Source organism: Marinobacter sp. DUT-1 (assembly GCF_050379415.1).
Lineage (GTDB): Bacteria > Pseudomonadota > Gammaproteobacteria > Pseudomonadales > Oleiphilaceae > Marinobacter.
Window position 1 is genome coordinate 897,494 of record NZ_JBNRLS010000002.1, and the last position, 24,159, is coordinate 921,652.

The following is a 24,159-nucleotide window of genomic DNA, read 5'->3' on the forward strand; positions in this document are numbered from 1 at the left end:
AAATCTCTGAAAAAATCATGGATACTCAAGGAAGTAGATTCAGACCAACCATTCAGAGGAGTTGAAATGGGAACGACCCTTATCGGCCTGGCAGTGATCGCTGTCGTCGTTATCTACCTGGTGTTCATCTACAACCAGCTGGTGTCCCTGCGCAACCAGTTCAAGAACGGCTTTGCCCAGATTGACGTGCAGCTGCAGCGGCGCCATGATCTGATTCCCAACCTGGTGGAAGCCGCCAAGGCCTATCTCACCCACGAGAAATCCACCCTCACCCAGGTGATGGAAGCCCGTAACAACGCGGTCAGCGCCCAGAAGGACGCCGCCACCGACCCGGGGGACAGCACCAAGATCCAGCGTCTGGGCGGCGCCGAAAATCTGCTGACCAAGGCCTTGGCCAACTTCTACGCCGTGGCAGAAAACTACCCGGAGCTGAAGGCCAACGAAACCATCCAGCAGCTGATGGAAGAGCTCTCCAGCACCGAGAACCGTGTCTCCTTTGCCCGCCAGGCCTACAACGACGGGGTCATGAACTACAACATCTTCCGCGAGAAGTTCCCCAACAACCTCATCGCGGGTATGTTCGCGTTCAAGGAAACCGCCCAGCTGCAGCTTGAGTCCCCGGAAGCCCGCCAGGCCCCGAAAGTCGCTTTCTGAGGCCTGAGCCATGGCTCATCCCGGATTTTTCCAGCGCCAGGCCCATGCCCGGCGCAACACCGGCCTGCTGGTGTTCCTTTTCCTGACCGCGGTGGTGCTGATCACCCTCGCGGTCTGCGTCGTTGGCTACCTGGTCACCCGCAGTGAAACCTCCAGCCTTGCCTTCCATCACTGGCTGCTGTCCAGCCATGGCCTGATCACCGCTTCCGCCGTGGTCGCCCTCATCGGCATCGGTTCGCTGGTACGTTGGGTAGATCTGGCCGGCGGCGGTGAACGGGTGGCCCGCATGGTGGGTGCCCGCGCCATCGATCCCGACACCCGCGATCCGGACGAACGCAAGCTCCGCAACATCGTCGAGGAAATGGCCATTGCCAGCGGGGTTACCGTGCCGGAACTGTATGTGATGGACCAGGAGACCGGTATCAACGCCTTTGTCGCCGGCTACACGCCGGGCGAGGCGGTAATGGTGGTCACCCATGGCGCTCTTACCCAACTGAACCGGGACGAGCTCCAGGGCGTTGTCGGCCATGAATTCAGTCACATCCTCAACGGCGACATGCGGATCAACGTACGCCTGATTGCATTGCTGGCCGGCATTCTGATGATTGGCCAGATCGGCCAGTTCCTGCTGCGCGCAGGGTTCTACAGCAGCCATGGGGTCCGGTCCCGGAACCGGGATGGCCGCGCCCAGGCTGCCATGGCCTTGGTGGGGCTGGCCCTGATGATCATCGGCTACGTGGGCGTGTTCTTCGGCCGTCTGATCCAGTCCGCGGTCTCCCGCCAGCGGGAAATGCTCGCGGACGCCTCCTCGGTGCAGTTCACCCGTAACCCCGAAGGCATCGGCGGGGCGCTGTTCAAGATCGGCATGAAGGGCGGCTACCTGGACACCACCAGCCACGCCAGCGACATGAACCACATGTGTTTTGGTGAAGCCGCGCGGATGAAGTTCACCTCCCTGCTGGCCTCACACCCGCCCATCGATGTGCGCATCAACACCATCCAGCCCGGCCTTCTGGCCCGCCTGCGCAGCCGGCTGCGAGACACCCGGCCCAGCGCCGATCTCCGTACCGGCGTCCAGACTCCGGCAGGTGCGGCGGGTTTTGCAGATGTTGCCCGGGACATCTACCAGCCGGTCCGGTCCGGGCGTACCGCCCCGATTTCCCGCGCCGCGCCGGTGCCGGCAAAGGAACTGTCAAGCCAGGTGGGCACGGTCACCCGGCAGGGTGAAGACTTCGCCATCAGCTTCCTGGAGCAGCTGCCAGCCACCTTCCGCACCCTGCTCTACACCCGCGCCGGGGCTATTCAGTTGTGTTATGCCATGCTGGTGTGTGAGCTCTCGCGGGAGCAGCAAAAGGAGCGCCTGGCCCTGATTGCCGAGCACCCGGTGCTGGGCTGCCAGCCGGAGATCATGGAGAAGATCCTGCCGGCCCTGAAAAGCATTGGTGAAGGGGTGCGTTTCCCCGCCCTGGAACTGGCCATGCCGGCTCTTCGCAAGCTGGATCCGGAGGAACGGGACGGCCTGATCAACAACGTCCGCAAGCTCGCCGCGGCGGATGAGAAGATCAGCCTGTTCGAGCTGACCCTCACCAGCTTCCTGTCCCGCCACCTGGGTGATCATGCCGGCCGTGCAGTCCCGGTCCGCCACAAGAGCTACAAGCCACTGCTACCGGCAATCCAACGATTGCTGAGCCTCATGGCCCGCGCCGGCACTGCCGACAACACCGAGGCGCAGAAACTCTACCAGGAGGCTGTTGCCGGTTTCGTCGATAACCGGAAGGGAGACCTGCCACCGCTGGAGAAAGTCACCATGCGGCAGTTGCAGGAGGCACTGAGGGCATTAAACAGCCTGTCGCCCCTGCTGAAGCCAGCCATCATCGATGCCTGTGCTCATTGTGTGAGCCACGATGGCAAGGTGGAAGTCAAAGAATACGAATTGATGCGGCTGGTAGCGGACCAGATGGATTGCCCGATGCCGCCGCTTTAGGGGGCAAGGGTAAAGCTGGGGTCAGAAGAAGGCTTTCAACTCAGGGGTCTGATGAAAGCCTTCATCTGACCCCATCTTCAGGCGAACCTTGGGTGTATCGTATCCAAGCTGGGGTCAGATGAAAGCGTTCATCAGACCCCAAGAGGTGACCCCAAGAGGCATGCCCCCGTCTTCAAAACTCACTGCGCCCGCATCTCGCTGCCGGGATCAAACAGGTCATCAATCGCCGGCCGTTCCTTCGCGTCGGGCAGGCCGAGTTTCTCGCGGACGTTCAGGTTCACCTCCCACAGCGCCTTGTACTTCTCGTCGGTCGCGACTACCGCGTCCGCCTTGCCCAACATGATCTTCGGCCTCAGGAAAACCAACAGGTTGCGCTTGATCCGACTCTGGGACTCGGAGGAGAACAGGCGGCCGAGGAACGGGATATCGCCCAGCAGGGGCACCTTGCTCTTGGTGACCTGGAGGTCGTCGCGGGTGAGGCCGCCGAGGACGATGGTTTCGCCGTCGTCCGCCAGCACGGTGGTCTTGATTTCACGCTTGTTGGTGACGATATCGGAGGCGTTCTCGATACTGTCGGCCACGCTCTCGGTGGTCTGCTCCACCACCAGGCGCACCAGGCCGTCGGCGCTGATGGTCGGGGTCACCTTGAGGGTCAGACCCACGTCGCGGCGCTCGATGGTAGTGAACGGGTTGCTCAGGCCATCGCCGGTAACCGCCGTCTGGCCGGTGCGGAAGGGCACGTTCTGGCCTACGGTAATCTCCGACTCCTGGTTATCCAGGGTAATGATACTCGGCGTGGACAGCAGGTTCGCCGCACTTGAGGTGGACAGGGCCTGGAGCAGAATACCCCAGCTCAGGCCGTTCTCATCCCGCTCGCCCGCGCCGATGGTGATGCCTCCCGTTGCCGGGGTGATGGCCGATCCACTCAGGATTGCAGTGAGCACATCCCCGAGACTCCGACCGACATTACCGAAATTGGTACCGACTACCGGTGTCGATTCACCGGACTCGTCCCCCGCCGCGAGCTGGACGCCAAGGTCCTGCCCCAGCTCATCACTGATCTCGACAATGGCCGCCTCGATCATCACCTGGGCCCGGCGAACATCCAGTTGCGCCACAATCTGCTCGGCTTCCTGCATCAGGGAGGGATCACCACGGACCACCAGGGCGTTCAGGCCCTCGTCCGCGAAGACTGAAAAGTTGTTGTTCGGGTTCCCGCTGGTGCCACCGGTACCGCCGCCACTGGCAGAACCGCCTTCCTTGAGCACCTCACCCATTACACCCTTGAGGATCTCGGTCAGGTTCTTGGCATCGGCATGTTTGAGCCGAATCACCTTGGTGGTACCACCGGTAGCCGAGGGCTGGTCCAGTTTCCGGATCAGCTCACGCATCTTCTCCCGGAAGGTTTCATCGCCCCGGAGAATCAGACGATTGCTGCGTTCATCGGCGGTGACGCTGTATTTGCGGGCGGCATTCTCGCCCCCGGCCTTGCCCAGCTCATCCGGCGCCAGTTCCTGCAGCAGGGTCACCATGTCACCGACCCAGGCTTCCCTCAGCTGGATCACTTCCACCTCGTACTTGGAGGGGCTGTCCAGCTCCCGGACGATCTGCTCGATGCGTTCGATGTTGGAACGGTGGTCACTGACAATCAGGGCGTTGGCGGCCGCTACACCGGCCAGGTGCCCGTACTTGGCCACCAACGGTCGCAAAATGGGCACCAGCTCCAGGGCGTTGGCGTTATCAATCTGGATGACCCGGGTGATCAGCTGCTCAGAAGGCGTTTCGGGAAATCGGTCCAGTATCTCGGCGGATTGCTTGGCGTCTACCTGCTGCACGATCTTGATCACCTCTTCCCCGGGGATGGCGGTAAAGCCGTGCACGTTCAGCACTGCCAGGAACAGATCGTAGATTTCATCCTTGTTCATGGGGGCGCTGGAGAGCACCGTCACCTTGCCCTTGACCCGGGGGTCCACCACAAAACTGTAGCCGGTGATGTCTGCCACCTGGGTCACGAAGGCGCGGATGTCCGCATCCTTGAGGTTCAGCCTCCAGGTCTCCTCCTGCCCGTGTGCAAGAGACATCATCGGGAGAAGGATCAGCAGCGCAATGGCCCGTAGAAGATTCGTCTTGTGGTTATACATCTGGCGATTTCGTCCTGTATCGTTGATCCCGGTCAGCGCCACTGCTCGGGTATGGCATAACTAACGGTGAGGATGCTTCCGTCACGCTCGATTTCGATTTCCAGCTGGGCCTGGCCTCGCCAGCTTTCCAGCAGGGATTTATCCTGTTCCAGGTCACCCAGCCGCTGACCGTTGATGGCGGTGATCACATCGCCGGCCTGAAGGTTGACGGCATTGAGCATGGCGTTGGAGCCGTCGTAGACATAACCTGACATGCCGCTATCATCCACCGGGCTCAGGCCGTATTGGGCCAGCGCCGCCGCACCCTGGCTATCCAGTTGTTCCCGGGCACTGGCCAGGAAGGCATCCGGTGACGATTCTGCCGGCACATCCTCCACTTCTGCAACCATGCCCGAATCCACCGACTCCTCAAAGGTCAGTGATTCATAGCGCCCACCCCGACGCAACAGGATCCGGTCCGGTTCCACCTCGGCCAGTTCGGCATTGCCGGGCAACATGTCACCCACCCGATAATACGCGGTTTCGCCGTTACTTCCTGCAACTATAGCACCGGAACCCTCGGGGCGTTCGCCAACCAGTACCCCCTCAAGCCGAAGGCGCAGGCCGGTTTCCGGTGCCGAGCGCTTCACGGATTCCGCCACCCCCGCCTGAACGCTGGGCCGACCAAAGAAATCATAACCAGCGATCGGAAAATCCTGGCCGCCGGAACCGGCCATTCCCAGCGACTCCTGGGACGGTGCCACCGGCACCGGCCGGTCATCCCAGGCCACCAGCCAGGTGACCCGGGCCAGGGCAACCGCGAGGTAAAGCGTCAGCCCAAGCAACAACAGATTGGCGAGAATCCCGGACACGCGGGCCTGGGCCTGGGCCTGGCGAGGAAAGACCACCATATTATATGCCTCCGGGAATCAACGGTTGCCGGACCCGGAACACCACGTCGTCCGGACTTGCCGAATCCGACCAGGGCTGGTCGGCCAAGTCCACCATACGCTTGTAGACCCGTATTTCCATCATACCGTTCCAGAGCAGATTGGCCTGGGCGGCGGGGCCATCACCACCCTGCTCCGCGATCTTCAGCTCCACGCCACCCTGGACTGTATCCAGGTTGGCCTGCATGGGCGGGAAATCCGCCGAACCGGTCTGATCACCCATGGGCCAGGTTACCCGGCCGCCCGGCCACATAGCCAGGCCATTGGTCCGGGTAATCCGGTTATCTTCCCAGGCCAACTGCAGACGCTCGATGTTCACATCCCCTTCGATCATGGCGCCACGGCTCTTGCGGATCAGCTCGCTGAATTCTGAAACCCCGATGTGACCGGAGGCATCCAGCGTCGCGCTCAGTGGCCAACCCAGCGTCAGATCGCCCTGGAGCGAGGATTGTGCCGTATCCAGTTCAATATCCACGGGCAATGTCATTCCACCAGGGGAAGGCCAGCCCAGCGCCCAATCCATCCGCAGCGGATAACCGGCGACCACGACACCCGCGGCACCGTCCCACAGTTTGCCGGACACCTGCCGCACCTGAACCTGAGGTGGCACATTCACATGGGCAGACGCCTGCTGCCACACCCAGCCGGCGGGCACCAGAATCACGAGTGCCACCACATACACCAGTGCCCCAAGCAGGAACAGCAACAGCAGCTTGCCCAGGCGGAAAAAGGATTTGGTTTCGGTGTCACTCATTCATTAATACACACATAAAAGTCTGGAATCCGAGTCTAACAAAGGCATGGGGCAAGTTCATGACAAAAAACGAAAAACCCCGCACCAGTTTGACCCGGTGCGGGGTTTTTCAGGGTAGATCGGGCCAGGTCCCGGAATTCGGGACCCGGTCGGGATCAGGCCGGCATTACATCATGCCGCCCATGCCTCCCATTCCGCCCATGCCACCCATGTCCGGCATGCCGCCGCCGGCGCCTTCTTCCTGCGGCTCATCCGCAACCATCGCCTCGGTGGTGATGATCAGGGAAGCCACGGAAGCAGCAGCCTGCAGCGCGGAACGGGTTACCTTGGCAGGATCCAGGATACCCATTTCCAGCATGTCGCCGTATTCTTCGGTGGCGGCGTTGTAACCGAAGGCACCTTCGCCGTCACGAACCTTGGCAACCACCACGGAAGACTCGCCACCAGCGTTGAACACGATCTGGCGAAGCGGCGCTTCCATGGCACGGCGCAGGATGTTAACACCGGCCTTCTGCTCTTCGTTGATGGCGTCAACCTTGTCCAGAGCCGCAATGGCACGGATCAGGGTCACACCACCACCGGCCACGATGCCTTCTTCAACGGCAGCGCGGGTGGAGTGCAGCGCGTCTTCAACGCGGGCCTTCTTCTCTTTCATTTCCACTTCGGAGCCGGCGCCAACCTTGATCACGGCAACACCGCCAGCCAGCTTGGCTACGCGCTCCTGCAGCTTCTCCTTGTCGTAGTCGGAGGTGCTGTCTTCGATCTGCTTGCGGATCTGCTCAACGCGAGCCTCGATGTCTGCCTGGGCACCAGCACCGCCGATGATGGTGGTGTTTTCCTTGGTGACGTTGACACGCTTGGCAGTGCCCAGGTCATCCAGGGTGGTGTTTTCCAGAGTCAGACCGACTTCTTCGGAGATCACAGTACCGCCAGTCAGGATGGCAATGTCCTGCAGCATTTCCTTACGACGGTCACCGAAGCCAGGCGCCTTCACGGCGTTGACCTTCACGATGCCGCGCATGTTGTTCACAACCAGGGTCGCCAGGGCTTCGCCCTCGATGTCCTCGGCGAGGATCTGCAGCGGCTTGCCAGCTTTCGCGACAGCTTCCAGCACCGGCAGCAGCTCGCGGATGTTGGAGATCTTCTTGTCGACCAGCAGGATGTACGGGTCATCCAGCTCGGCAGACATGTTGTCCTGGTTGTTGATGAAGTACGGGCTCAGGAAGCCGCGGTCGAACTGCATACCTTCAACCACGTCCAGCTCGTCTTCCAGGCTGCGACCTTCCTCAACAGTGATGACGCCTTCCTGACCAACACGCTCCATCGCATCCGCGATCAGCTTGCCGATGGTCTCGTCGCCGTTGGCGGAGATGGTGCCAACCTGGGCGATGTTACGGCTGTCGTTGCAGGGAGTTGCCATTTCGCGAATCGCTTTTACGGCTTCGGTAGTTGCCTTGTCGATGCCGCGCTTCAGATCCATCGGGTTCATACCGGCAGTGACGGCCTTGATACCCTCGTTAACGATGGACTGGGCCAGAACGGTTGCGGTGGTGGTACCGTCACCGGCGTTCTCGTTGGCCTGGGAAGCGACTTCCTTCACCATCTGGGCGCCCATGTTCTCGAACTTGTCTGCAAGCTCGATTTCCTTGGCCACGGAAACGCCGTCCTTGGTGACGGTCGGAGCGCCGAAAGACTTCTCCAGAACCACGTTACGGCCCTTGGGACCCAGGGTTACCTTGACCGCGTCCGCCAGGATGTTGACACCTGCGACCATGCGCTTGCGCGCGTTATCACCGAATTTAACTTCTTTTGCTGCCATGTCTTCTATTCCTGTTCGTTAAACCGAAATTGAACCAATCGGATTAATGAGCGTTCGTGCCTGTCGCCTCAGCGATCACTCAAGCACGCCGTAGATGTCGTTCTCGCTCATGATGAGCAGCTCTTCACCGTCAACCTTGACGGTGTTACCGGCGTACTGGCCGAAGACCACGGTGTCACCCACCTTGACCGCCAGGGCGCGGGTTTCGCCGTTGTCCAGGATACGGCCGTTACCGACGGCAATCACTTCACCCTGGGAAGGCTTCTCTTTGGCGTTACCCGGCAGCACGATGCCACCCGCAGTTTTCTCTTCTTCTTCCTTACGGCGCACGACAACACGATCGTGTAGCGGACGAATTTTCATTGCTCGGTTTCTCCAATAGTCAGATTAATGTGGCAATGACAGTTGTTAATGAGGTTGGACGGAGCGACGCCCTGTCCAGCCAAATTGCCCGGCTGCATAAGCGGCTGATTTACAGCCGATATCAGCCCGCAGCGAACTTGTGAGACCTTAATGGGGTTGGCGTAGGTATTTTCAACACCCGGGATGAAAAATTTTTTCACTTTTTTTCGATGCGATCGTGGTCCCGCTCGGTCTGGTCCTGGTACTCACCCTCGATGATGTCGCCGTTCTCATCGCGCTCAAACGGACGCTGCCGACCAAAGGGATTTTCCCGGCCCCCGAACGGATCCTGACCGAACGGATCACCCCCGCCGGCCCGGAAATAAAAACTGCTGCTCTGCCCCGAGATCACAAGCCGCTTGAGGGCCTGGGCCGCCAGAAAATGCCGGCTGCCCGGTAGCAGACACAGAAAGCCGATGGTGTCAGTAATAAAGCCCGGCGTAAGCAGCAGCGCACCACCGACCGCCAGAATCAATCCTTCCGCTACCTCTCTGGCCGGCAGCTCACCACTGTTCATCCGCTGCCGCGCCCGCAGCAGCGTTGCCAGCCCTTGCTGCCGCAGCAACCAGGCACCAATCACCGCCGTCAGCAGCACCAGCCCGACGGTATTGAGAACACCAATCATGCCACCCACCTGGATCAACACCGCCATCTCGGCGATCGGCATGACTATGAATAAGAAAAGAAAGATGGCCAAAGTGCCTCCTCTTGGTCGTAAGATGGGGTCAGATGAAAGCCTTCATCAGACCCCGAGTTTCGTGCCGCACAGGGGTCTGAAGAACCTGTTCTTCTGACCCCGAGTTAGACTTTAGCAAAGGGGTCTGAAGAACTTGTTCTTCTGACCCCGAGTTAGGTCCGACCTCTAAGCTTCCGTCCAAACAGGGGTCTGAAGAAAGCCTTCTTCTGACCCCATTTTCAGGTCCAACTCCAGAGCGCCCGTCCAAGCCGGGGTCAGATGAAAGCGTTCATCAGACCCCACGTTCACGGTTATACTCCCACCACAAAAAACAAATCCCGGCACACAGAAACGTAAACCACCTGATAACTCAATTAGGGCAAACCATGAAACTTCAAGATTCCGTGATTGCAATCACCGGCAGTGGCCAGGGCCTGGGCCGCGCCATGGCTGAATATCTGGCGGGCAAAGGCGCCAAAGTGGCACTCATCGACCTGATGCCGGAAAAACTGGCCGAAGCCGCCGAAGCCTGTACCAAAGCCGGCGGTGAAGCCAAAACCTACGTCTGCAACGTGGCCAAAGAAGACGAGGTGGAAGCCACCTTCAAAACCATCGTTGAAGACTTCGGCCAGCTCAACGGCCTGGTCAACAACGCCGGCATCCTGCGCGACGGCCTGATGGTGAAGGTCAAGGACGGCAAGGTCGAGAAACGCATGGAACTGTCCCAGTGGCAGTCCGTTATCGACGTCAACCTCACCGGCGTGTTCCTGTGCGGCCGCGAAGCCGCCACCCGCATGATCGAGAATGGTGACCAGGGGGTGATCGTCAACATCGCCTCCATCTCCCGCGCCGGCAACATGGGCCAGAGCAACTATTCCGCCGCCAAGGCCGGCGTCTCTGCCCTGGTCCCCGTTTGGGCCAAAGAACTCGCCCGCTACGGCATCCGCTGCATGGGCATCGCCCCCGGCTTCATCGAAACCGAAATGACCGGCTCCATGAAACCCGAAGCCCTGGAAAAAATGACCGCCGGCATTCCGTTGAAGCGCATGGGCAAACCGGAAGAGATTGCCTCGACCGTGGCGTTCATCTTTGAAAACGACTATGCCTCCGGTCGGGTGATTGAAATCGACGGTGGCCTGCGGCTCTAAGGGAAAGCTCAAGACGGGGCCCTGGCACAGGGGGCTGAGACCAGCTCAGGGGTCTGAAGAACTTGTTCTTCTGACCCCATCTTGGCTCTGGCCTCGGAGTTGAAGTCCAAGCAGGGGTCAGATGAAAGCGTTCATCAGACCCCGAGTTCGGCCCCGGCAAAGGGGTCGGAAGAAAACCTTCTTCTGACCCCAAGTTCAGATCTGGCCACGGCGGTCAGTCCAAGCAGGGGTCAGAAGAAAGCTTTCTTCAGACCCCAACCCGACATCCAACTCAACTTCACTCATAATCGCCCAACCATGGAACCCACCAAACCCCAAAAAATCTGGCAAGTCGTCCATGCCATCCCCCCGGGCAAAGTCGCCAGCTACGGCCAGGTCGCCCACATGGCCGGCCTGGGCCGACAGGCCCGCTTCGTCGGCCGCGCCCTGGGGCAACTGCCGGAAGGCCACGAGGTGCCCTGGTTCCGGGTAATTCGCAGCTCCGGGGAAATTGCGTTTCCGAAGGATTCGGAGAAGTTCAGGACTCAGGTTGGGCTGCTTGAGGCCGAGGGGGTGGAAGTGGTGAATGGGCGGGTATCGATGCGGCACTATCAGTGGCAGCCGTGAGGGGTTTGGACACGGGGCTGGTTCAGGCACAGGGAGTTGATTCAAGCACAGGGGTCTGAAGAACTTGTTCTTCTGACCCCAACCTGGACGAAAACTCCAGGGTTAAACTGAAAATGGGGTCAGATGAAGGCTTTCATCAGACCCCTGTGCCTGCATCAGGCCCGCGCCTCAGGCTCAACCCCAGTCTCCGCCCCAGGCGCCAACGCATCCAAGCGCTCCCCCCGGCTCATCAGAAACAGCACCAACATAATCGCCGGAATCCCCATTATCGCGGAGATGGTAAAGAACTCAGCATACCCGAAGTCCGCCACCACAATCCCGGAAAACCCGCCAAGGAACTTTCCGGGCAATGTCATCAGTGAACTGAACAACGCATACTGCGTCGCGGTAAACGAAGCACTGGTCATACTCGACAACCACGCAATTAGCGCCACATTGGCAATCCCGCCGCTGAGGTTATCGGCACTGACCACAACCGCCAGGGTCACAATATCCGGCGGATACTGCGCCAGCAGCACGAACAGTAAATTAGTCGCCGCGGTCATGATCGCGCCGGCCAGCAGGATCTTGCGCACGCCGTAACGCACCACCAGCACGCCACCGACCAGAGAGCCAGCGATGGTCATGAAGAAGCCGAAGATCTTGGTGACATCAGCCACCTGCGTCTTGGAGAAGCCCATGAAATCCAGGTAGAACGGATTGGCCATCACGCCCATGGAGATGTCAGCAATGCGGTAGACCGCCACCAGCACCAGAATCGCCACGGCCAGCTCCCGGTACCGGCGGAAGAAATCCAGGAACGGACCGGCCACCGCCGCATAGAACCAACCGGCCAAACGGGCCAGGCGCGGGGACAGGTGGCTGCGCTTCGCCGCCTCCTGTTCAATCGTGTGGGCAATATCCGCCGCCGCGGCAAAATGATTGACCTGCGGCTCCCGGACGATCAGCACGGTCAGCACACCAACACCCACCAGCGCCGCCATCACCTCGTAGGACACCTGCCAGGACCAGAACTCCGCCAGATACAACGCCCCGGCCCCGGCCACCAGCAACGCCAGCCGATAACCGAAAATATAGGTCGCCGCCAACGCCGCCTGCAGACGTTCCTCGGCAATCTCGATCCGGTAGGCGTCGATGCCGATGTCCTGGGTGGCCGAGGAAAACGCCACCAGCAGACCGCACCAGGCCATCAGTTCAGGGTTAGCCGTCGCATCCACCTGGGCCATCAGGTACAGCCCGGTGGCAATCCCCGCCTGCGCCAGCAGGATCCAGCTCCGGCGTTTGCCGAACACCCGGTCCAGTATCGGCAGTTTAAGTCGATCAACCACCGGCGCCCAGAACACCTTGATGGAATATGTAATCCCCAGCCAGCTGAAGAAGCCGATGGTGGCTGTCTCCACCCCCACATCCGCCAGCCGGGCATTGAGGGTGGAGAACACCAGCAGGAATGGCAGGCCCGCCGAAAAGCCCAGGAACAGCAGCGCAATCACCTGCCAGCGGGTGTAGGTGTAGAACGTGTCCCGGACCAGGGCCCAGCGGGTGGAGAAAAGGATAGGAATGCCTCCGGATCAGTCGCGGAAGTTGTTGAACTGCAGCGGGATGTCCAGCTCGGCTTCCTTCAGCATGGCAATGGCCACCTGCAGATCGTCCCGCTTCTTGCCGGTCACCCGGACCTTGTCGCCCTGGATGCTGGCCTGGACCTTCATCTTCTGGTCCTTGATCATCTTCACGATCTTCTTGGCCTTGTCGGTCTCGATGCCCTGCTTGAGGGTGAAATGCTGCTTCACCAGCTTGCCGGCCTTGCTGTCGCCTTCCTCCGCCAGCGCCCGAGTATCGATGTTGCGCTTGGCAAACGCCATCCGCAGCATGTCCTTCAGCTGCTCCAGCTGGAACTCCTGCTCCGCGCTGATGGTAATGCGCTCACCCTCCAGCTCGATATCCGATTCCACATTCTTGAAGTCCCACCGGTTACCCAGCTCCCGCTTGGCCTGGTCCACCGCATTTGTGACTTCGTGCATATCTATTTCAGAAACTATGTCAAAAGAGGGCATGGTCGTCATTCTCCAAAAACTGGCAGAGGTATACTGGCAAAAATGTTGAGGGCTGCCGAGGCATGTCGGGGTCTGATGAAAACTTTCATCTGACCCCAGCTTAGCGGGTCACTCCAAAATGGGGTCAGAAGAAGGCTTTCTTCAGACCCCAGGTGCAAGCCCCCGATTCATGCCGAGGATCATACCAAGCCCCGGCAAACACCGCATCTGACAATGGACTGGTAAGAAGAAGACGCTATGCCAAACCTCGACCTCCCCATTCTCGTCGTCGATGACGCCAAATTCAGCAGTATGGTGGTTGGACGCACCCTGCGAAATGCCGGTTATCGAGACATACGCGTGGCCAACAACGCCCCCGCCGCCCTCGAAATGATCGAGCAGCGGCCAGTGAGCGTGTTGATCGCCGACTGGCTGATGCCGGAAATGGACGGCCTGGCGTTGACGGACCGGGTGCGGCAACAGGATGAACAGGCCAACCACTACACCTACGTGATCCTGCTCACCGCCCGGGAAGGGGTGGAAGCCCTGTCCGAAGCCTTTGACCGGGGCGTGGATGACTTCATCTGCAAATCGGACATGACCAAGCAGCTGATCCCCCGAATCTTCGCCGCCGACCGCATGGCCAATCGCCAGAACACCCTGCTGCGGGCCAATGCCTTGCTGATCCAGAACAACCGCGCGCTGGAGTCCACCAACATCATCGACCAGGAAACCGGCCTGTGTAACCACAAATACGCCCGTGACCGCCTGGACAAAACCCTGCGCCACGCCGAAGCCCGGGGCGGCGCCGCTGCTTATGTCCTGTGCGGCATCCGCAACTGGCACGAACTGAGCCGCAAGCATCCGCCCTCGGTCATGCGCGAACTGGCCACCGGCATCGCCCGCCGCCTGAAATCCCTGGTACGCCCCATCGACCTGCTGTGCCGCGTAGGTGACAACCAGTTTGCCCTGATTGCCTACGTTCCGAACCGCGAACACTGCACCGCCACCACCTTCCGGCGCATCTTTGACGGCATCAACCACAAGGCCCTGAAAACCTCCGTCGGCTACATCTCCGTGGAGGCGGGCATGGTTCTCTGCCGAGCCGACGCCAGCACCGGCACGCCCTCCGTGCATGACATGGAGCACACCGCCATGGAGGGTCTGATGAGTGCTTACGAGACACGGCGGTTTACCGAGATTTCGCCCAGGGCGCTGCAGGCAGGCTAACTGGAAGCTGGTGGCACCCCAGGGGTCTCACCCCAGGGGTCTGATGAAAACCTTCATCTGACCCCGAGTTAGACCGCCATCCCCAAAGCCGAAAAGGGCTCAGAAGCACCCCAGGGGTCTGAAGAATTTATTCTTCTGCCCCCAAGTTAGATCAAGCCCCAAAGCTAAAAAGGGGTCAGAAGAAGGCTTTCTTCAGACCCCATGCTCACTCCTGAAAAACAATCCGTAACACTGAGACACAACTCACAAACAGACATGTCAAAAGGAAATACGTACTCTGAAACCGTGGATTCAAGCAGTATCCCCCATGGCGGAGGAGCCGTGCAGTACCTCCGCCGCCATATGGGCGATGAGTTCACAGGATTAACGAATTTTTTCAGGCACTTTCGTTCTTTCCTTGTTTTCAGGCCAGCTTTTTAGCTGGCCTTTTTATTTGGCCTGAGTCCCGCCCCGCTTCTCCTGTATACTCGGCAACAAACGACGACAACAAAGCCGTACCGTATAACCATGACAACTCCCGGAACCGTCTCCGTCGCTGCCCTGCGCCAATACGTCCGTGCCGCCGAAGCCTCGGGCATCGATATCCTCCCTCTTATTACCCGTGCCGGACTGGATCCCGCCATCCTGGAAACCGATGACGGCCGCATCAACGGCGAACAGTTCCAGAACTTCATCCGCCAGTTCGTCGAAGTGGCCAACAACCCCATCCTCGGCCTGGAAACCGGTGATTTCGTGCAACCCGGCTCCTACAGCGTACTCGGTTACATCACCATGAGCTGCTCCACCCTGGGTGAAGCCGTGGCGCGAATTGCCCCATTTGAAAAACTGGTCGGCGACATGGGCACCACCCGCCTGTCCGTGCACGGCGATACCCTCAAACTGACCTGGCACTGCAACTACGACGATCCGGTGGTGCGCCCGCACCTGGTGGATAACGTGTTCGCCTCCTGGATCAACTACGCCCGCTGGCTGGCGGATGACACCACCACCGCGCCAACCGCCGTCCAGTTGCGCCGGCAATCGCCAGGCCCAGAGCTGGAAGCCGCCTACCATCAGCGCTGGCACTGCCCTGTCGTGTTCGGGGCCGAGGAGGACTGCATCACCCTCCCCAAAGCCCTGCTGGACACCCGCCTGCGTCAGCCCGACCCCCAGCTCCGCAAAACCCTGGAGGCCCACGCCCTCACCCAGCTGGCCTCACTGGAGACCGACAGTGACCTCACCTCCCGGGTAAAACACAGCATCCAGAAACAACTCAACCATGGCATCACCCGCCAGGACCTGGTCGCCGAAGATCTCGGCCTCACCAGCCGCACCCTGCAACGGAAACTGAGTCAGGAAGGCGTGTCCTACCAGCGCTTACTGGATGATGTACGGCAACAGATGGCGGAGGACTATCTGCGGAACACCGACATGGCGATTCCGGACATTGCGCTGAGGCTGGGGTATAGCGAAACCACCTCGTTTCACCGGAAGTTCAAGGCGGTGGCGGGGAAGACGCCCGGGGAATTTCGGCGTGGGGAATCGTGAAGATGGGGTCAGATGAACGGAGTTCATCAGACCCCGGAGTAACTCAGGGGTCTGAAGAAAACCTTCTTCTGACCCCAACTTAGACTCAACGCCAAAGCCAAAACATAAAAAAAAGGGGTCAGAAGAAAGCGTTCTTCTGACCCCGGTGCTGCGGGCTAATCCCGGCGCTGGGCACATACTCAGGGGTCTGATGAACTCCGTTCATCTGACCCCATCTTAAAGCCTACCTCAAAGCTTACGCCCCTTCGAAGCAGCAATCCGCAACCGCAGCGCATTCAGCTTGATAAACCCTTCCGCATCCTTCTGATCATACGCACCTTCGTCTTCCTCAAAGGTCGCGATCTTCTCGTCGAACAGGGAATCCTCGGACTTCCGGCCAACCACATCCACGTTGCCCTTGTAGAGCTTCAGGCGAACCACGCCATTCACATACTCCTGGGTGTTGTCGATCAGCGCCTGCAGGGCCTCGCGCTCGGGGGACCACCAGTAACCGTTGTAGATCACCTCGGCGTAGCGCGGCATGATGCTGTCTTTCAGGTGCGCCACTTCACGGTCCAGGGTGATGGACTCGATGGCACGGTGGGCACGCAGCATGATGGTGCCACCCGGGGTCTCGTAACAGCCGCGGGACTTCATGCCCACGTAGCGGTTCTCGACAATGTCGATCCGGCCGATACCATTGGCGCCGGCCACCTTGTTCAGGTGCTCCAGAACCTCGTGGGGCTTCATGTCCTGACCGTCGATGGCCACGATGTCGCCCTTCTCGTAGGTCAGCTCGATGTAGGTCGGCTTGTCCGGCGCGTCTTCCGGAGCAACGCTCCAGCGCCACATGTCTTCCTCGGCTTCCGCCCAGGGATCTTCCAGGTTGATGCCTTCGTAGGAGATGTGCAGCAGGTTGGCATCCATGGAGTACGGGCTCTTGCCCTTCTTCTTCTCCACCGGAATGTTGCGCTCGTCGCAGTAGGCCATCAGCTTCTCGCGGGAGTTCAGATCCCACTCACGCCAGGGCGCAATCACCTTCACACCCGGCTTCAGCGCGTAGGCACCCAGCTCGAAACGCACCTGGTCGTTGCCCTTACCGGTGGCACCGTGGGAGATCGCATCGGCACCGGTCTCATTGGCGATCTCGATCAGCCGACGGGAAATCAGCGGGCGGGCAATGGAAGTACCCAGCAGGTACTCACCCTCATAAACGGTGTTGGCGCGGAACATCGGGAACACGTAATCGCGTACAAACTCCTCGCGCAGATCCTCGATGTAGATCTCCTTGACGCCCAGCGCTTCCGCCTTCGCACGCGCCGGCTCCACTTCCTCGCCCTGGCCGATGTCGGCAGTGAACGTCACCACCTCACAGTTATAGGTATCCTGCAACCACCGCACGATAACGGAAGTATCCAGGCCACCGGAATAGGCCAGAACCACCTTTTTAATATCAGACATGCCCTTGCTCCAGACTGAACAGAATGGATGTGTTGAAAAGAAGAGCGATATTGTACGGAAGTGCGGAAGGAAAGGCTATTGGGCGAATGGCGAGGGCGAGGCATGGCACAGGGGTTTGATTGGGCACAGGGGTTTGATTGGGCACAGGGGTTTGATTGGGCACAGGGGTTTGATTGGGCACAGGGGTCTGATGAAAGCCTTCATCTGACCCCATCTTAGACTTTGGCACTGGGGTCTGAAGAAAACCTTCTTCTGACCCCGAGTTAGATCTCTACCCCGGAGTTGGATGGAACTTGGGGTCAGATGAAGGCTTTCATCAGACCCCTGTTCATGAATCACACATAAGGAATCAACGATTCCCCATAAAAATGCAACTCCTCCAGAACATGCCGCTTCTCCGGCGTCAGCTCCGGATCGGCCGCCAGCCGCTGAAGCTCGTGGGCATAGGCCTCCAGCGACCGCCAGCCCTTCTTCGGGTGCATCAGCCGCTCGGAGCGGAACTGTTCCCAGCGCTCCATCTCCTCGCCAATCAGGGTGCTCGGGTAATTCCGGGCCCGGTAACGGAACAGCATCTCCTGCAGCCGCTCATCCTCGAACCGCACTTCCTGCTCCCCCAGCGTTTCCACCGGCTGGCTCAGGAGCCAGTTGAGTTTCTCCCGGTCAGTCTTGCTGATAAACCCGCCGGCATAGAGCTGCTCATCCGGATCGGTCAGGTCACTGCCCTCGAAATCCTGATCAAAGGCCTGGGCGATGCGAGCCGGCAAATCCGGCGCCTTGCGCAGTTTGGCCAGGTTGGCCCGAAGCACGTCACCGTCCAGCTCCAGCTCTTCCAGTCGCTCGGCAGAGAGCGTGGATAACATGTTCGCCGGCGCCAGCACTGGGCACTTGTTCAGCTGCACACCCTTGAGCGGGAACCGGCTCACGCCCTCCCCCAACTCCGCCTGTGAGGTAAACACCCGCTCACGAATCTGCTCCGGGGTGGCGCCAATCAGCTCGTCCGGATCTTCCCTCAGGTCATAGACAACCACCAGATTCTTGTTGGTGGGATGGTCCGCCACCGGCGCCACCAGCGCACAACAGCCCCGACTGGCCGGGTACTTGGCGGAGATATGGAACACCGGCTTCATGGTGCCGGTATCCAGCATCTGGCGGGCCGAGTGCTTGTCCTTATTCTGCAACACAAAGTCGAACAGCTTGGGCTGCTTCTCCTTGATCAGCTTGGCCACCGCAATGGTCGCTTCCACATCGGACATGGCATCGTGGGCACTCTCGTGAGCAATGCCATTGGCCACCGTCAGCTCCTCCAGTTTGAAACTGGGGCTGCCGTCTTCCTTCTTTGGCCAGTTGATGCCCTCGGGGCGCAGTGCATAGGTCAGCCGCACCATATCGATGATGTCCCAGCGGGAATTCCCGTTCTGCCACTCCCGGGCATAGGGGTCACGCAGATTCCGGTACAGCGTGTGCCGGGTCACCTCATCATCAAAGCGCAGGCTGTTGTACCCCACCACACAGGTTCCCGGCTGACTGAACGCCTCGTTGATCTGCGCAATAAATTCGGCCTCCGGGAAGCCCTCTTCCACCGCTTTCTGGGGCGTAATCCCGGTAATCAGGCAGGCTTCCGGGGAAGGCAGGTAGTCGTCCGCCGGCTTGCAGTAGATCACCAGCGGATCCTCGATAATATTCAGATCCGCATCCGTCCGAACCCCGGCAAACTGTGCAGGCCGATCATGCACCGGATCGACACCAAAGGTTTCGTAATCGTGCCAGTAGAACGAACGGATCAAGGGGAGACTCCTGGTAATTTGAATAATGCCCGGAGTTTAGAATGAACAAGGGGTGCGAGACAAACGAAGGGGTCAGATGAAAGCTTTCATCAGACCCCAGTGCCAAAGCCGATCTCCCGGGCGATCCCAAACTCAGGGGTCTGAAGAACTCGTTCTTCTGACCCCAACTTCAGATCTAACTCAGAGCCAGATTCCAAAACGGGGTCAGAAGAAAGCCTTCTTCTGACCCCACTTTCACGCCGCACTCTCGTTCAAATCCCGAGACAACATCGCCTCGATACTCAAATGGTAGTCCAACGTCTCCCACTCAATACCTGTGCCGTCACAAATAAATCGATACTTGCGAAAATCCGAAATCGAAGCCTGTTCAAGTTCCGGATACCAGGAGACCGGAGTCGAAATAACCCGTCCATCTGCCAGCTCAACGTGAAGATACCGATCGTCGATATGGACGTCCTTACCTTTTAAACCAGGCATCCCACTTCTCCTGAAATTCAGTCCGATACGTTTCAATGATCCTGAGGCATTCCTTCAGCTCCTGATTCTTCAGGGAACTGTAATTCACTCTCGAAGACCGCAACTCGATTTTAGCCCATCGCTCACCTTTCATCACATGCACGTGAGCGGGTTCGTGGTCATTGGCATAGAAAAAGAACTTGAAACCATTCAGGTAAAGAAGGGTAGGCACTGATCACTCCTTGATCTGGCCCTTGGATTTTTTGCGGTCGGAGTCGAAAGCCAAGACGGGGTCATAACTCAGGGGTCTGAAGAAAGCCTTCTTCTGACCCCAACTTCCGGCCGAACTCGGAGCCAAGGTCCCAAACGGGGTCAGAAGAAGGCTTTCTTCAGACCCCATGTGCAACAACTCCTAGAACAACTTCTCCCCCAAATCCGCCTGATGCGTCCGCAATCGAGGCACCCCAGCCCCCGTCAACGTACCCATATCCACCGTCATATTGGTAGGCAGGTTAATAAACACCCCCTGCCCGGCCTGAATCACATTCGCCCCGTCGGGACTCTGCCATTCCACACCTTCCCGCTGAAAACCTATAAAGAAATCATCGGTAAAGCCGGTTCCACCGGAGCCATCATCTGCACCGACAATCAGCGAACGCAATTGGGATAAAGCAGCGCAAGTTTCGCCGGGCACACAGGCACCATTTGCGTCAGCGATACCAATCTGCGTTGCGCGCTTTGAGGTTTCGAGATTATCTGGCCCGAACAGGGTCGCCTGCTGTGGGGTTCCCGAAGAGTCATTGATCATCAGACCAATATCGCCACTGAAGGAGGTGGTGTTTGAGGAAACAGAACCCCGAGCCTGCTTGAACCCCATCCGGAAACCGGAAAGCCGGCCAACCGAGTTATCCGGATTCACCTCATCCGGATCCACGGCGAGCTCGATATAGGGATCATAAGCTTCGAAAGGAACGGCGTCACCGGCCTCGTAGGTCACACCGTCATACTGAGCACCATCACCTTCGCGGGCAAGGTGCCCCAGCGCCACGTGGCTAGCGGCAAAATCCGCCCCACCATCAATCTGGCCCACTACGACATCATCAATATTGACCCTCGTCTCAATATCCATATTCAGGGTCATGCGCGTGAACTCATGCCCGGAGGCCGTGGTCCCCACCGGAAGGTTCTCAATGTTCATAAAAGCCTGCCCTGTCACCTCACCCATCCTTTCCTCGGAAATAGGCTCAAGCTCTGCATAGGCAAAGGGCGCCACACCCAGGCAGAACACGGCAAGGGCAGCGTATCCATACGCTCGCTGTTTCATAGGTTGTATCTCGGATTGTTGATTCAAGAGCCAGTTTCGACGCCCGACTCCACTGCCACCGCCGCTTATTCTTCTTTTTACCAGCGATCGCAGGCGGCCACTTTGTGTTCTTTTTGATCAGCCACGAAAGCACTATAGCCGAGAAGCTGTAGCCACTGGTGTGCGGTTATTCACAATCGAAGGAAGGAAGTGCAGTGCAGGCAGGGGGACTAGTGCAGCACAGGGGTCTGGTGCAGGCACAGGGGGCCGGTGCGGCACAGGGGGCTGATGAAAACCTTCATCTGACCCCAACTTCAGGCCAAACTCAGAGCCAAGTTCCAAGACGGGGTCAGAAGAAAGTGTTCTTCAGACCCCATGTTCAAGCCAAACTCAGAGCCAGACTCCAAAACGGGGTCAGAAGAAGGCTTTCTTCAGACCCCAGGTGCAAGCCAATCAGCCCGGGTTCCGGCGCCAAGCCAGCCCCAAAGCCAACAGCCCGATTGACAGCAACCCGATCGTACCAGGCTCAGGCACACTCGCCACCGGCGGCTTCTCCGGCTCCGGCGGCGCCGAATAGATCGCACCCACCGCATCAATATCGGCCCCAACGGTACCACCAGACTGCCCATCCTTGTCCGGGTCATCAATCAGCTGCACCGCATCGAACAGCAGCGAGCCGGCAGTAAAGCCACTGAAGATGGCGTCGATATCAAGGGAAGACGTCGAACCGGTCACGGACCCAACCTCGAAGAACCCATCACCATTGCCGTCGTAACCTGACCCCAGGAGGTCCAGGGTGTCCAACGTCGGGCGGATCGCCACAAAGGTATCTTCGATATCCGGGCCTACCTCGAAGATGTGAAGGTCATAGGCATCGTCGCCGCTGTTGGTGAGCGCATTATCGGTAAACGCAAGCTCAATCAGCCCCCCGCTACCCAGGGAAACCGAGCCAACAGAACCTCTGTAATTCGGAGCGCCCAGAGCCTCGTCCGGATCCATGTAATTTGGATCGGTCGGCACAGCCTCGCCACTGTAAGACGGATCATAATCAAGAACCCCATCGGCAAAGCTCACATCCCCATCCGGAAACGTAATCCCGTCATAAGTCACCGGCACCGCATATACCCTGGCCGAAAACGCCACCAACAGAATGATCAAACCAGCCTGCATCAATCGAACATATCCCTGCATAGTGTTACTCCATAACTCCTTATGAATTAATAACGTGCAGCGGTACAAAGGCAGGAACCATTCCGGTTACCGGGAATAACGCTCATTACAGTAGGTTGCGTCCGACCATGAACCCGCCCAGAACCCCATCCGTTAAAAATGTCGACGCAGGCACAGGGGGGCTGGGACCGGCACAGGGGTCTGAAGAAAACCTTCTTCTGACCCCAACTTCAGGCCTAACTCCGAGCCAGATTCCAAGACGGGGTCAGAAGAAAGCGTTCTTCAGACCCCAGGTGCCAACCCTCATCCCTAGAAGAGGATAAACTTGCCCTTACCCCCCACAAGGTATATCGTCAAACTTATCCTCCAAAGGGTATAACCATGAAAATCACCTCGCCCGAACAACTAGCCCAGGCCCTCAAAAACGCCCGAAAGGAACTTGGTCTGACCCAACAAGCTGCAGCCGATCTGGTTGGCATCAAACAGGCCACGGTATCAGCTCTCGAAAACAATCCGTGCAGCAGCCGCCTGGAAACACTCTTCAAGTTACTGGCCGCCCTTAACCTCGAGTTAAACCTGTCCGAGCGCGGCACGGCTGAGCAGTCATCCGGCTGGGATCAGGAGTGGTAGATCATGCCGCAGCTTATTGTCGCCCTTAACGGCCTTCATGTCGGCGCACTAACCCTGGACCGCTCCGGAGGAATGGAATTTCAGTACAACGCAGAATGGCTAGACAGGCCCGGCGCACGCGCCATCTCGCTTTCACTACCCTTGTCACGGTCACCCTACAGGGGTGAGCTGGTCTACAATTTTTTCGACAACCTCCTGCCAGACTCCGACGCCATTCGCGCACGGATGCAAGCCCGGTTCAAAATCCCATCCCGGCACCCGTTCGACCTACTGTCCACCATTGGCCGCGACTGCGTGGGCGCCATCCAGCTTTTCCCCGAGAACGCATCCGCTCCGGATGTCAGAGCAGTAACCGCCGAGCCGCTGGATACCCAAACCATTGCAAATTTGCTCAAGGGTTATCGAGACGCGCCCCTCGGAATGACAGGCGAACAGAATTTCAGAATTTCCCTGGCAGGAGCACAAGAGAAAACAGCCCTACTCTGGCACAACAACCAGTGGCAGCGCCCCGTTGGCAGCACACCGACAAGTCACATCTTCAAGCTTCCCATCGGGTTCCTCGACCACAGCAACATCGACCTTCGGGAAAGCGGCGAGAATGAATGGCTTTGCCTACAAATTCTGAAAGCCTTCGACATCCCCGTTCCCAACGCGAAACTCGCCGAATTCGCAGACCAGAAGGTATTGATTGTAGAGCGCTTCGATAGGCGCTGGTCTGGTGACGGTTCCTGGTTAATAAGGCTTCCCCAGGAGGATTTTTGCCAGGCATTGGGTATCGCCCCCGCCATCAAATATGAAAGCGACGGCGGACCGGGCATCCGGGAGGGCATGGACCTCTTACTGGGCTCCCAGCAGGCAACGCTGGATCGCGAGCGCTTCTTCAAAGCACAGATCCTGTTCTGGCTACTGAGTGCTATCGACGGGCATGCCAAGAACTTCAGCCTGTTCATAGAACCAGGCTCCGCTTACCGCATGACGCCTCTGTACGATGTCATATCCGCTTACCCACTGATGGCGCAGGGGAGCCTCCCTCCAGAAAGGGCCAAAATGGCCATGGCCGTCCGGGGCCAAAACAAACACTACCATTGGACCCGCATTCAGCCGAGACACTTCCTCAGCACTGCAAAACAGGTTGGCTACTCCGCCAACCATGCCAAGGCACTGATCGAAGAAATCGCAGCTCAGACAGACAGAGTCGTCACCGAAATCGAGGCGATGCTGCCTCAAGGCTTTCCTGAACACGTCAGCGGGCCGATTCTCGAAGGGATAAGGAAGCAAGCCAAAAAGCTAGAGGGCGCCTGAGGCAATCACAGGGGTCTGAAGAAAACCTTCTTCTGACCCCAATTCCAGTCCGCGGCACAGGGGTCTGATGAAAACCTTCATCTGACCCCTTTTTCAGGCCGATCTCACAGCCACAGTCCAAGACGGGGTCAGAAGAAAGCGTTCTTCAGACCCCAAATTCCCAACCCCGTGACC

The 24,159-nt window shown here is 58.8% G+C and carries 22 protein-coding genes; 8 read left to right on the forward strand and 14 right to left on the reverse strand.

Going from position 1 to position 24,159, the window contains the following annotated elements:
- The first annotated feature begins 66 nt into the window (after positions 1-66).
- Both ACQUTG_RS09735 and ACQUTG_RS09740 read left to right on the forward strand, forming a co-directional pair.
- On the forward strand, positions 67-654 hold the full coding sequence (locus ACQUTG_RS09735) for a LemA family protein (protein WP_428919191.1): 588 nt from the start codon (positions 67-69) through the stop codon (positions 652-654).
- A 10-nt stretch (positions 655-664) separates the two neighbouring features.
- A complete protein-coding gene (locus ACQUTG_RS09740) occupies positions 665-2,638 on the forward strand; it encodes a M48 family metallopeptidase (RefSeq protein WP_428919192.1) in 1,974 nt (657 codons plus the stop codon).
- A gap of 179 nt (positions 2,639-2,817) precedes the next feature.
- Here ACQUTG_RS09740 and gspD read toward each other — a convergent pair whose 3' ends face one another.
- The 6 genes from gspD to ACQUTG_RS09770 all read right to left on the reverse strand — a co-directional run bounded on the left by gspD (position 2,818) and on the right by ACQUTG_RS09770 (position 9,380).
- Positions 2,818-4,779 carry a type II secretion system secretin GspD gene (gene gspD, locus ACQUTG_RS09745; RefSeq protein WP_428919193.1) on the reverse strand — a complete coding sequence of 654 codons (1,962 nt, stop codon included), beginning with the start codon at positions 4,777-4,779 and terminating at the stop codon, positions 2,818-2,820.
- 32 nt (positions 4,780-4,811) lie between these two features.
- Positions 4,812-5,669 carry a type II secretion system protein N gene (locus ACQUTG_RS09750; protein WP_428919194.1) on the reverse strand — a complete coding sequence of 286 codons (858 nt, stop codon included), beginning with the start codon at positions 5,667-5,669 and terminating at the stop codon, positions 4,812-4,814.
- 1 nt (position 5,670) lies between these two features.
- Complete coding sequence (gene gspN / locus ACQUTG_RS09755) at positions 5,671-6,462, reverse strand: type II secretion system protein N (RefSeq protein WP_428919195.1); 792 nt, start codon at positions 6,460-6,462, stop codon at positions 5,671-5,673.
- A gap of 166 nt (positions 6,463-6,628) precedes the next feature.
- Positions 6,629-8,281, reverse strand: a complete 1,653-nt coding sequence (gene groL / locus ACQUTG_RS09760; RefSeq protein ID WP_428919196.1) for a chaperonin GroEL — start codon at positions 8,279-8,281, stop codon at positions 6,629-6,631.
- Between the two features lie 75 nt (positions 8,282-8,356).
- A complete protein-coding gene (gene groES / locus ACQUTG_RS09765) occupies positions 8,357-8,644 on the reverse strand; it encodes a co-chaperone GroES (protein WP_011785505.1) in 288 nt (95 codons plus the stop codon).
- A 196-nt stretch (positions 8,645-8,840) separates the two neighbouring features.
- The gene (locus ACQUTG_RS09770; protein ID WP_428919197.1) at positions 8,841-9,380 is read right to left on the reverse strand and encodes an FxsA family protein; all 540 of its coding nucleotides are present in this window, start codon (positions 9,378-9,380) and stop codon (positions 8,841-8,843) included.
- 365 nt (positions 9,381-9,745) lie between these two features.
- Between ACQUTG_RS09770 and ACQUTG_RS09775 the strand changes: the two genes are divergently transcribed.
- Positions 9,746-10,507 (forward strand): SDR family oxidoreductase, encoded by a 762-nt coding sequence (locus tag ACQUTG_RS09775; protein WP_428919198.1) that lies wholly within the window; start codon positions 9,746-9,748, stop codon positions 10,505-10,507.
- 297 nt (positions 10,508-10,804) lie between these two features.
- The gene (locus ACQUTG_RS09780) at positions 10,805-11,113 is read left to right on the forward strand and encodes an MGMT family protein (protein ID WP_428919199.1); all 309 of its coding nucleotides are present in this window, start codon (positions 10,805-10,807) and stop codon (positions 11,111-11,113) included.
- Positions 11,114-11,268: 155 nt separating this feature from the next.
- Here the strand turns inward: ACQUTG_RS09780 and ACQUTG_RS09785 are convergent, their stop codons facing one another.
- Both ACQUTG_RS09785 and ACQUTG_RS09790 read right to left on the reverse strand, forming a co-directional pair.
- Positions 11,269-12,603, reverse strand: coding sequence for an AmpG family muropeptide MFS transporter (locus ACQUTG_RS09785; RefSeq protein WP_428919200.1), 1,335 nt, complete (start codon positions 12,601-12,603; stop codon positions 11,269-11,271).
- A gap of 78 nt (positions 12,604-12,681) precedes the next feature.
- A complete protein-coding gene (locus ACQUTG_RS09790) occupies positions 12,682-13,164 on the reverse strand; it encodes a YajQ family cyclic di-GMP-binding protein (RefSeq protein WP_428919201.1) in 483 nt (160 codons plus the stop codon).
- Positions 13,165-13,401: 237 nt separating this feature from the next.
- On the opposite strand from ACQUTG_RS09790, the gene ACQUTG_RS09795 reads away from it, so the two are divergent.
- Complete coding sequence (locus tag ACQUTG_RS09795) at positions 13,402-14,373, forward strand: response regulator (protein ID WP_428919202.1); 972 nt, start codon at positions 13,402-13,404, stop codon at positions 14,371-14,373.
- A gap of 507 nt (positions 14,374-14,880) precedes the next feature.
- Complete coding sequence (locus ACQUTG_RS09800; protein WP_428919203.1) at positions 14,881-15,900, forward strand: AraC family transcriptional regulator; 1,020 nt, start codon at positions 14,881-14,883, stop codon at positions 15,898-15,900.
- 228 nt (positions 15,901-16,128) lie between these two features.
- Here the strand turns inward: ACQUTG_RS09800 and ACQUTG_RS09805 are convergent, their stop codons facing one another.
- From ACQUTG_RS09805 to ACQUTG_RS09830, 6 genes are all read right to left on the reverse strand, one after another.
- A complete protein-coding gene (locus ACQUTG_RS09805) occupies positions 16,129-17,340 on the reverse strand; it encodes an argininosuccinate synthase (RefSeq protein WP_428919204.1) in 1,212 nt (403 codons plus the stop codon).
- A gap of 335 nt (positions 17,341-17,675) precedes the next feature.
- Positions 17,676-19,124: an exodeoxyribonuclease I gene (sbcB, locus tag ACQUTG_RS09810; protein ID WP_428919205.1), complete on the reverse strand. Its 1,449-nt coding sequence runs from the start codon at positions 19,122-19,124 to the stop codon at positions 17,676-17,678.
- 234 nt (positions 19,125-19,358) lie between these two features.
- Positions 19,359-19,601 (reverse strand): DUF2442 domain-containing protein, encoded by a 243-nt coding sequence (locus ACQUTG_RS09815; RefSeq protein WP_428919206.1) that lies wholly within the window; start codon positions 19,599-19,601, stop codon positions 19,359-19,361.
- Positions 19,582-19,812, reverse strand: coding sequence for a DUF4160 domain-containing protein (locus ACQUTG_RS09820; protein WP_428919207.1), 231 nt, complete (start codon positions 19,810-19,812; stop codon positions 19,582-19,584). The genes ACQUTG_RS09815 and ACQUTG_RS09820 overlap by 20 nt, the downstream gene beginning before the upstream one ends.
- A 180-nt stretch (positions 19,813-19,992) precedes the next feature.
- Positions 19,993-20,904, reverse strand: a complete 912-nt coding sequence (locus ACQUTG_RS09825) for a hypothetical protein (protein ID WP_428919208.1) — start codon at positions 20,902-20,904, stop codon at positions 19,993-19,995.
- Between the two features lie 432 nt (positions 20,905-21,336).
- Positions 21,337-22,074 carry a PEP-CTERM sorting domain-containing protein gene (locus ACQUTG_RS09830; protein ID WP_428919209.1) on the reverse strand — a complete coding sequence of 246 codons (738 nt, stop codon included), beginning with the start codon at positions 22,072-22,074 and terminating at the stop codon, positions 21,337-21,339.
- Positions 22,075-22,434: 360 nt separating this feature from the next.
- Here ACQUTG_RS09830 and ACQUTG_RS09835 point away from each other — a divergent pair, with 360 nt between their 5' ends.
- Positions 22,435-22,683, forward strand: coding sequence for a helix-turn-helix domain-containing protein (locus ACQUTG_RS09835; RefSeq protein ID WP_428919210.1), 249 nt, complete (start codon positions 22,435-22,437; stop codon positions 22,681-22,683).
- 3 nt (positions 22,684-22,686) lie between these two features.
- Positions 22,687-23,985 (forward strand): type II toxin-antitoxin system HipA family toxin, encoded by a 1,299-nt coding sequence (locus ACQUTG_RS09840; protein WP_428919211.1) that lies wholly within the window; start codon positions 22,687-22,689, stop codon positions 23,983-23,985.
- Positions 23,986-24,159 lie beyond the last annotated feature (174 nt).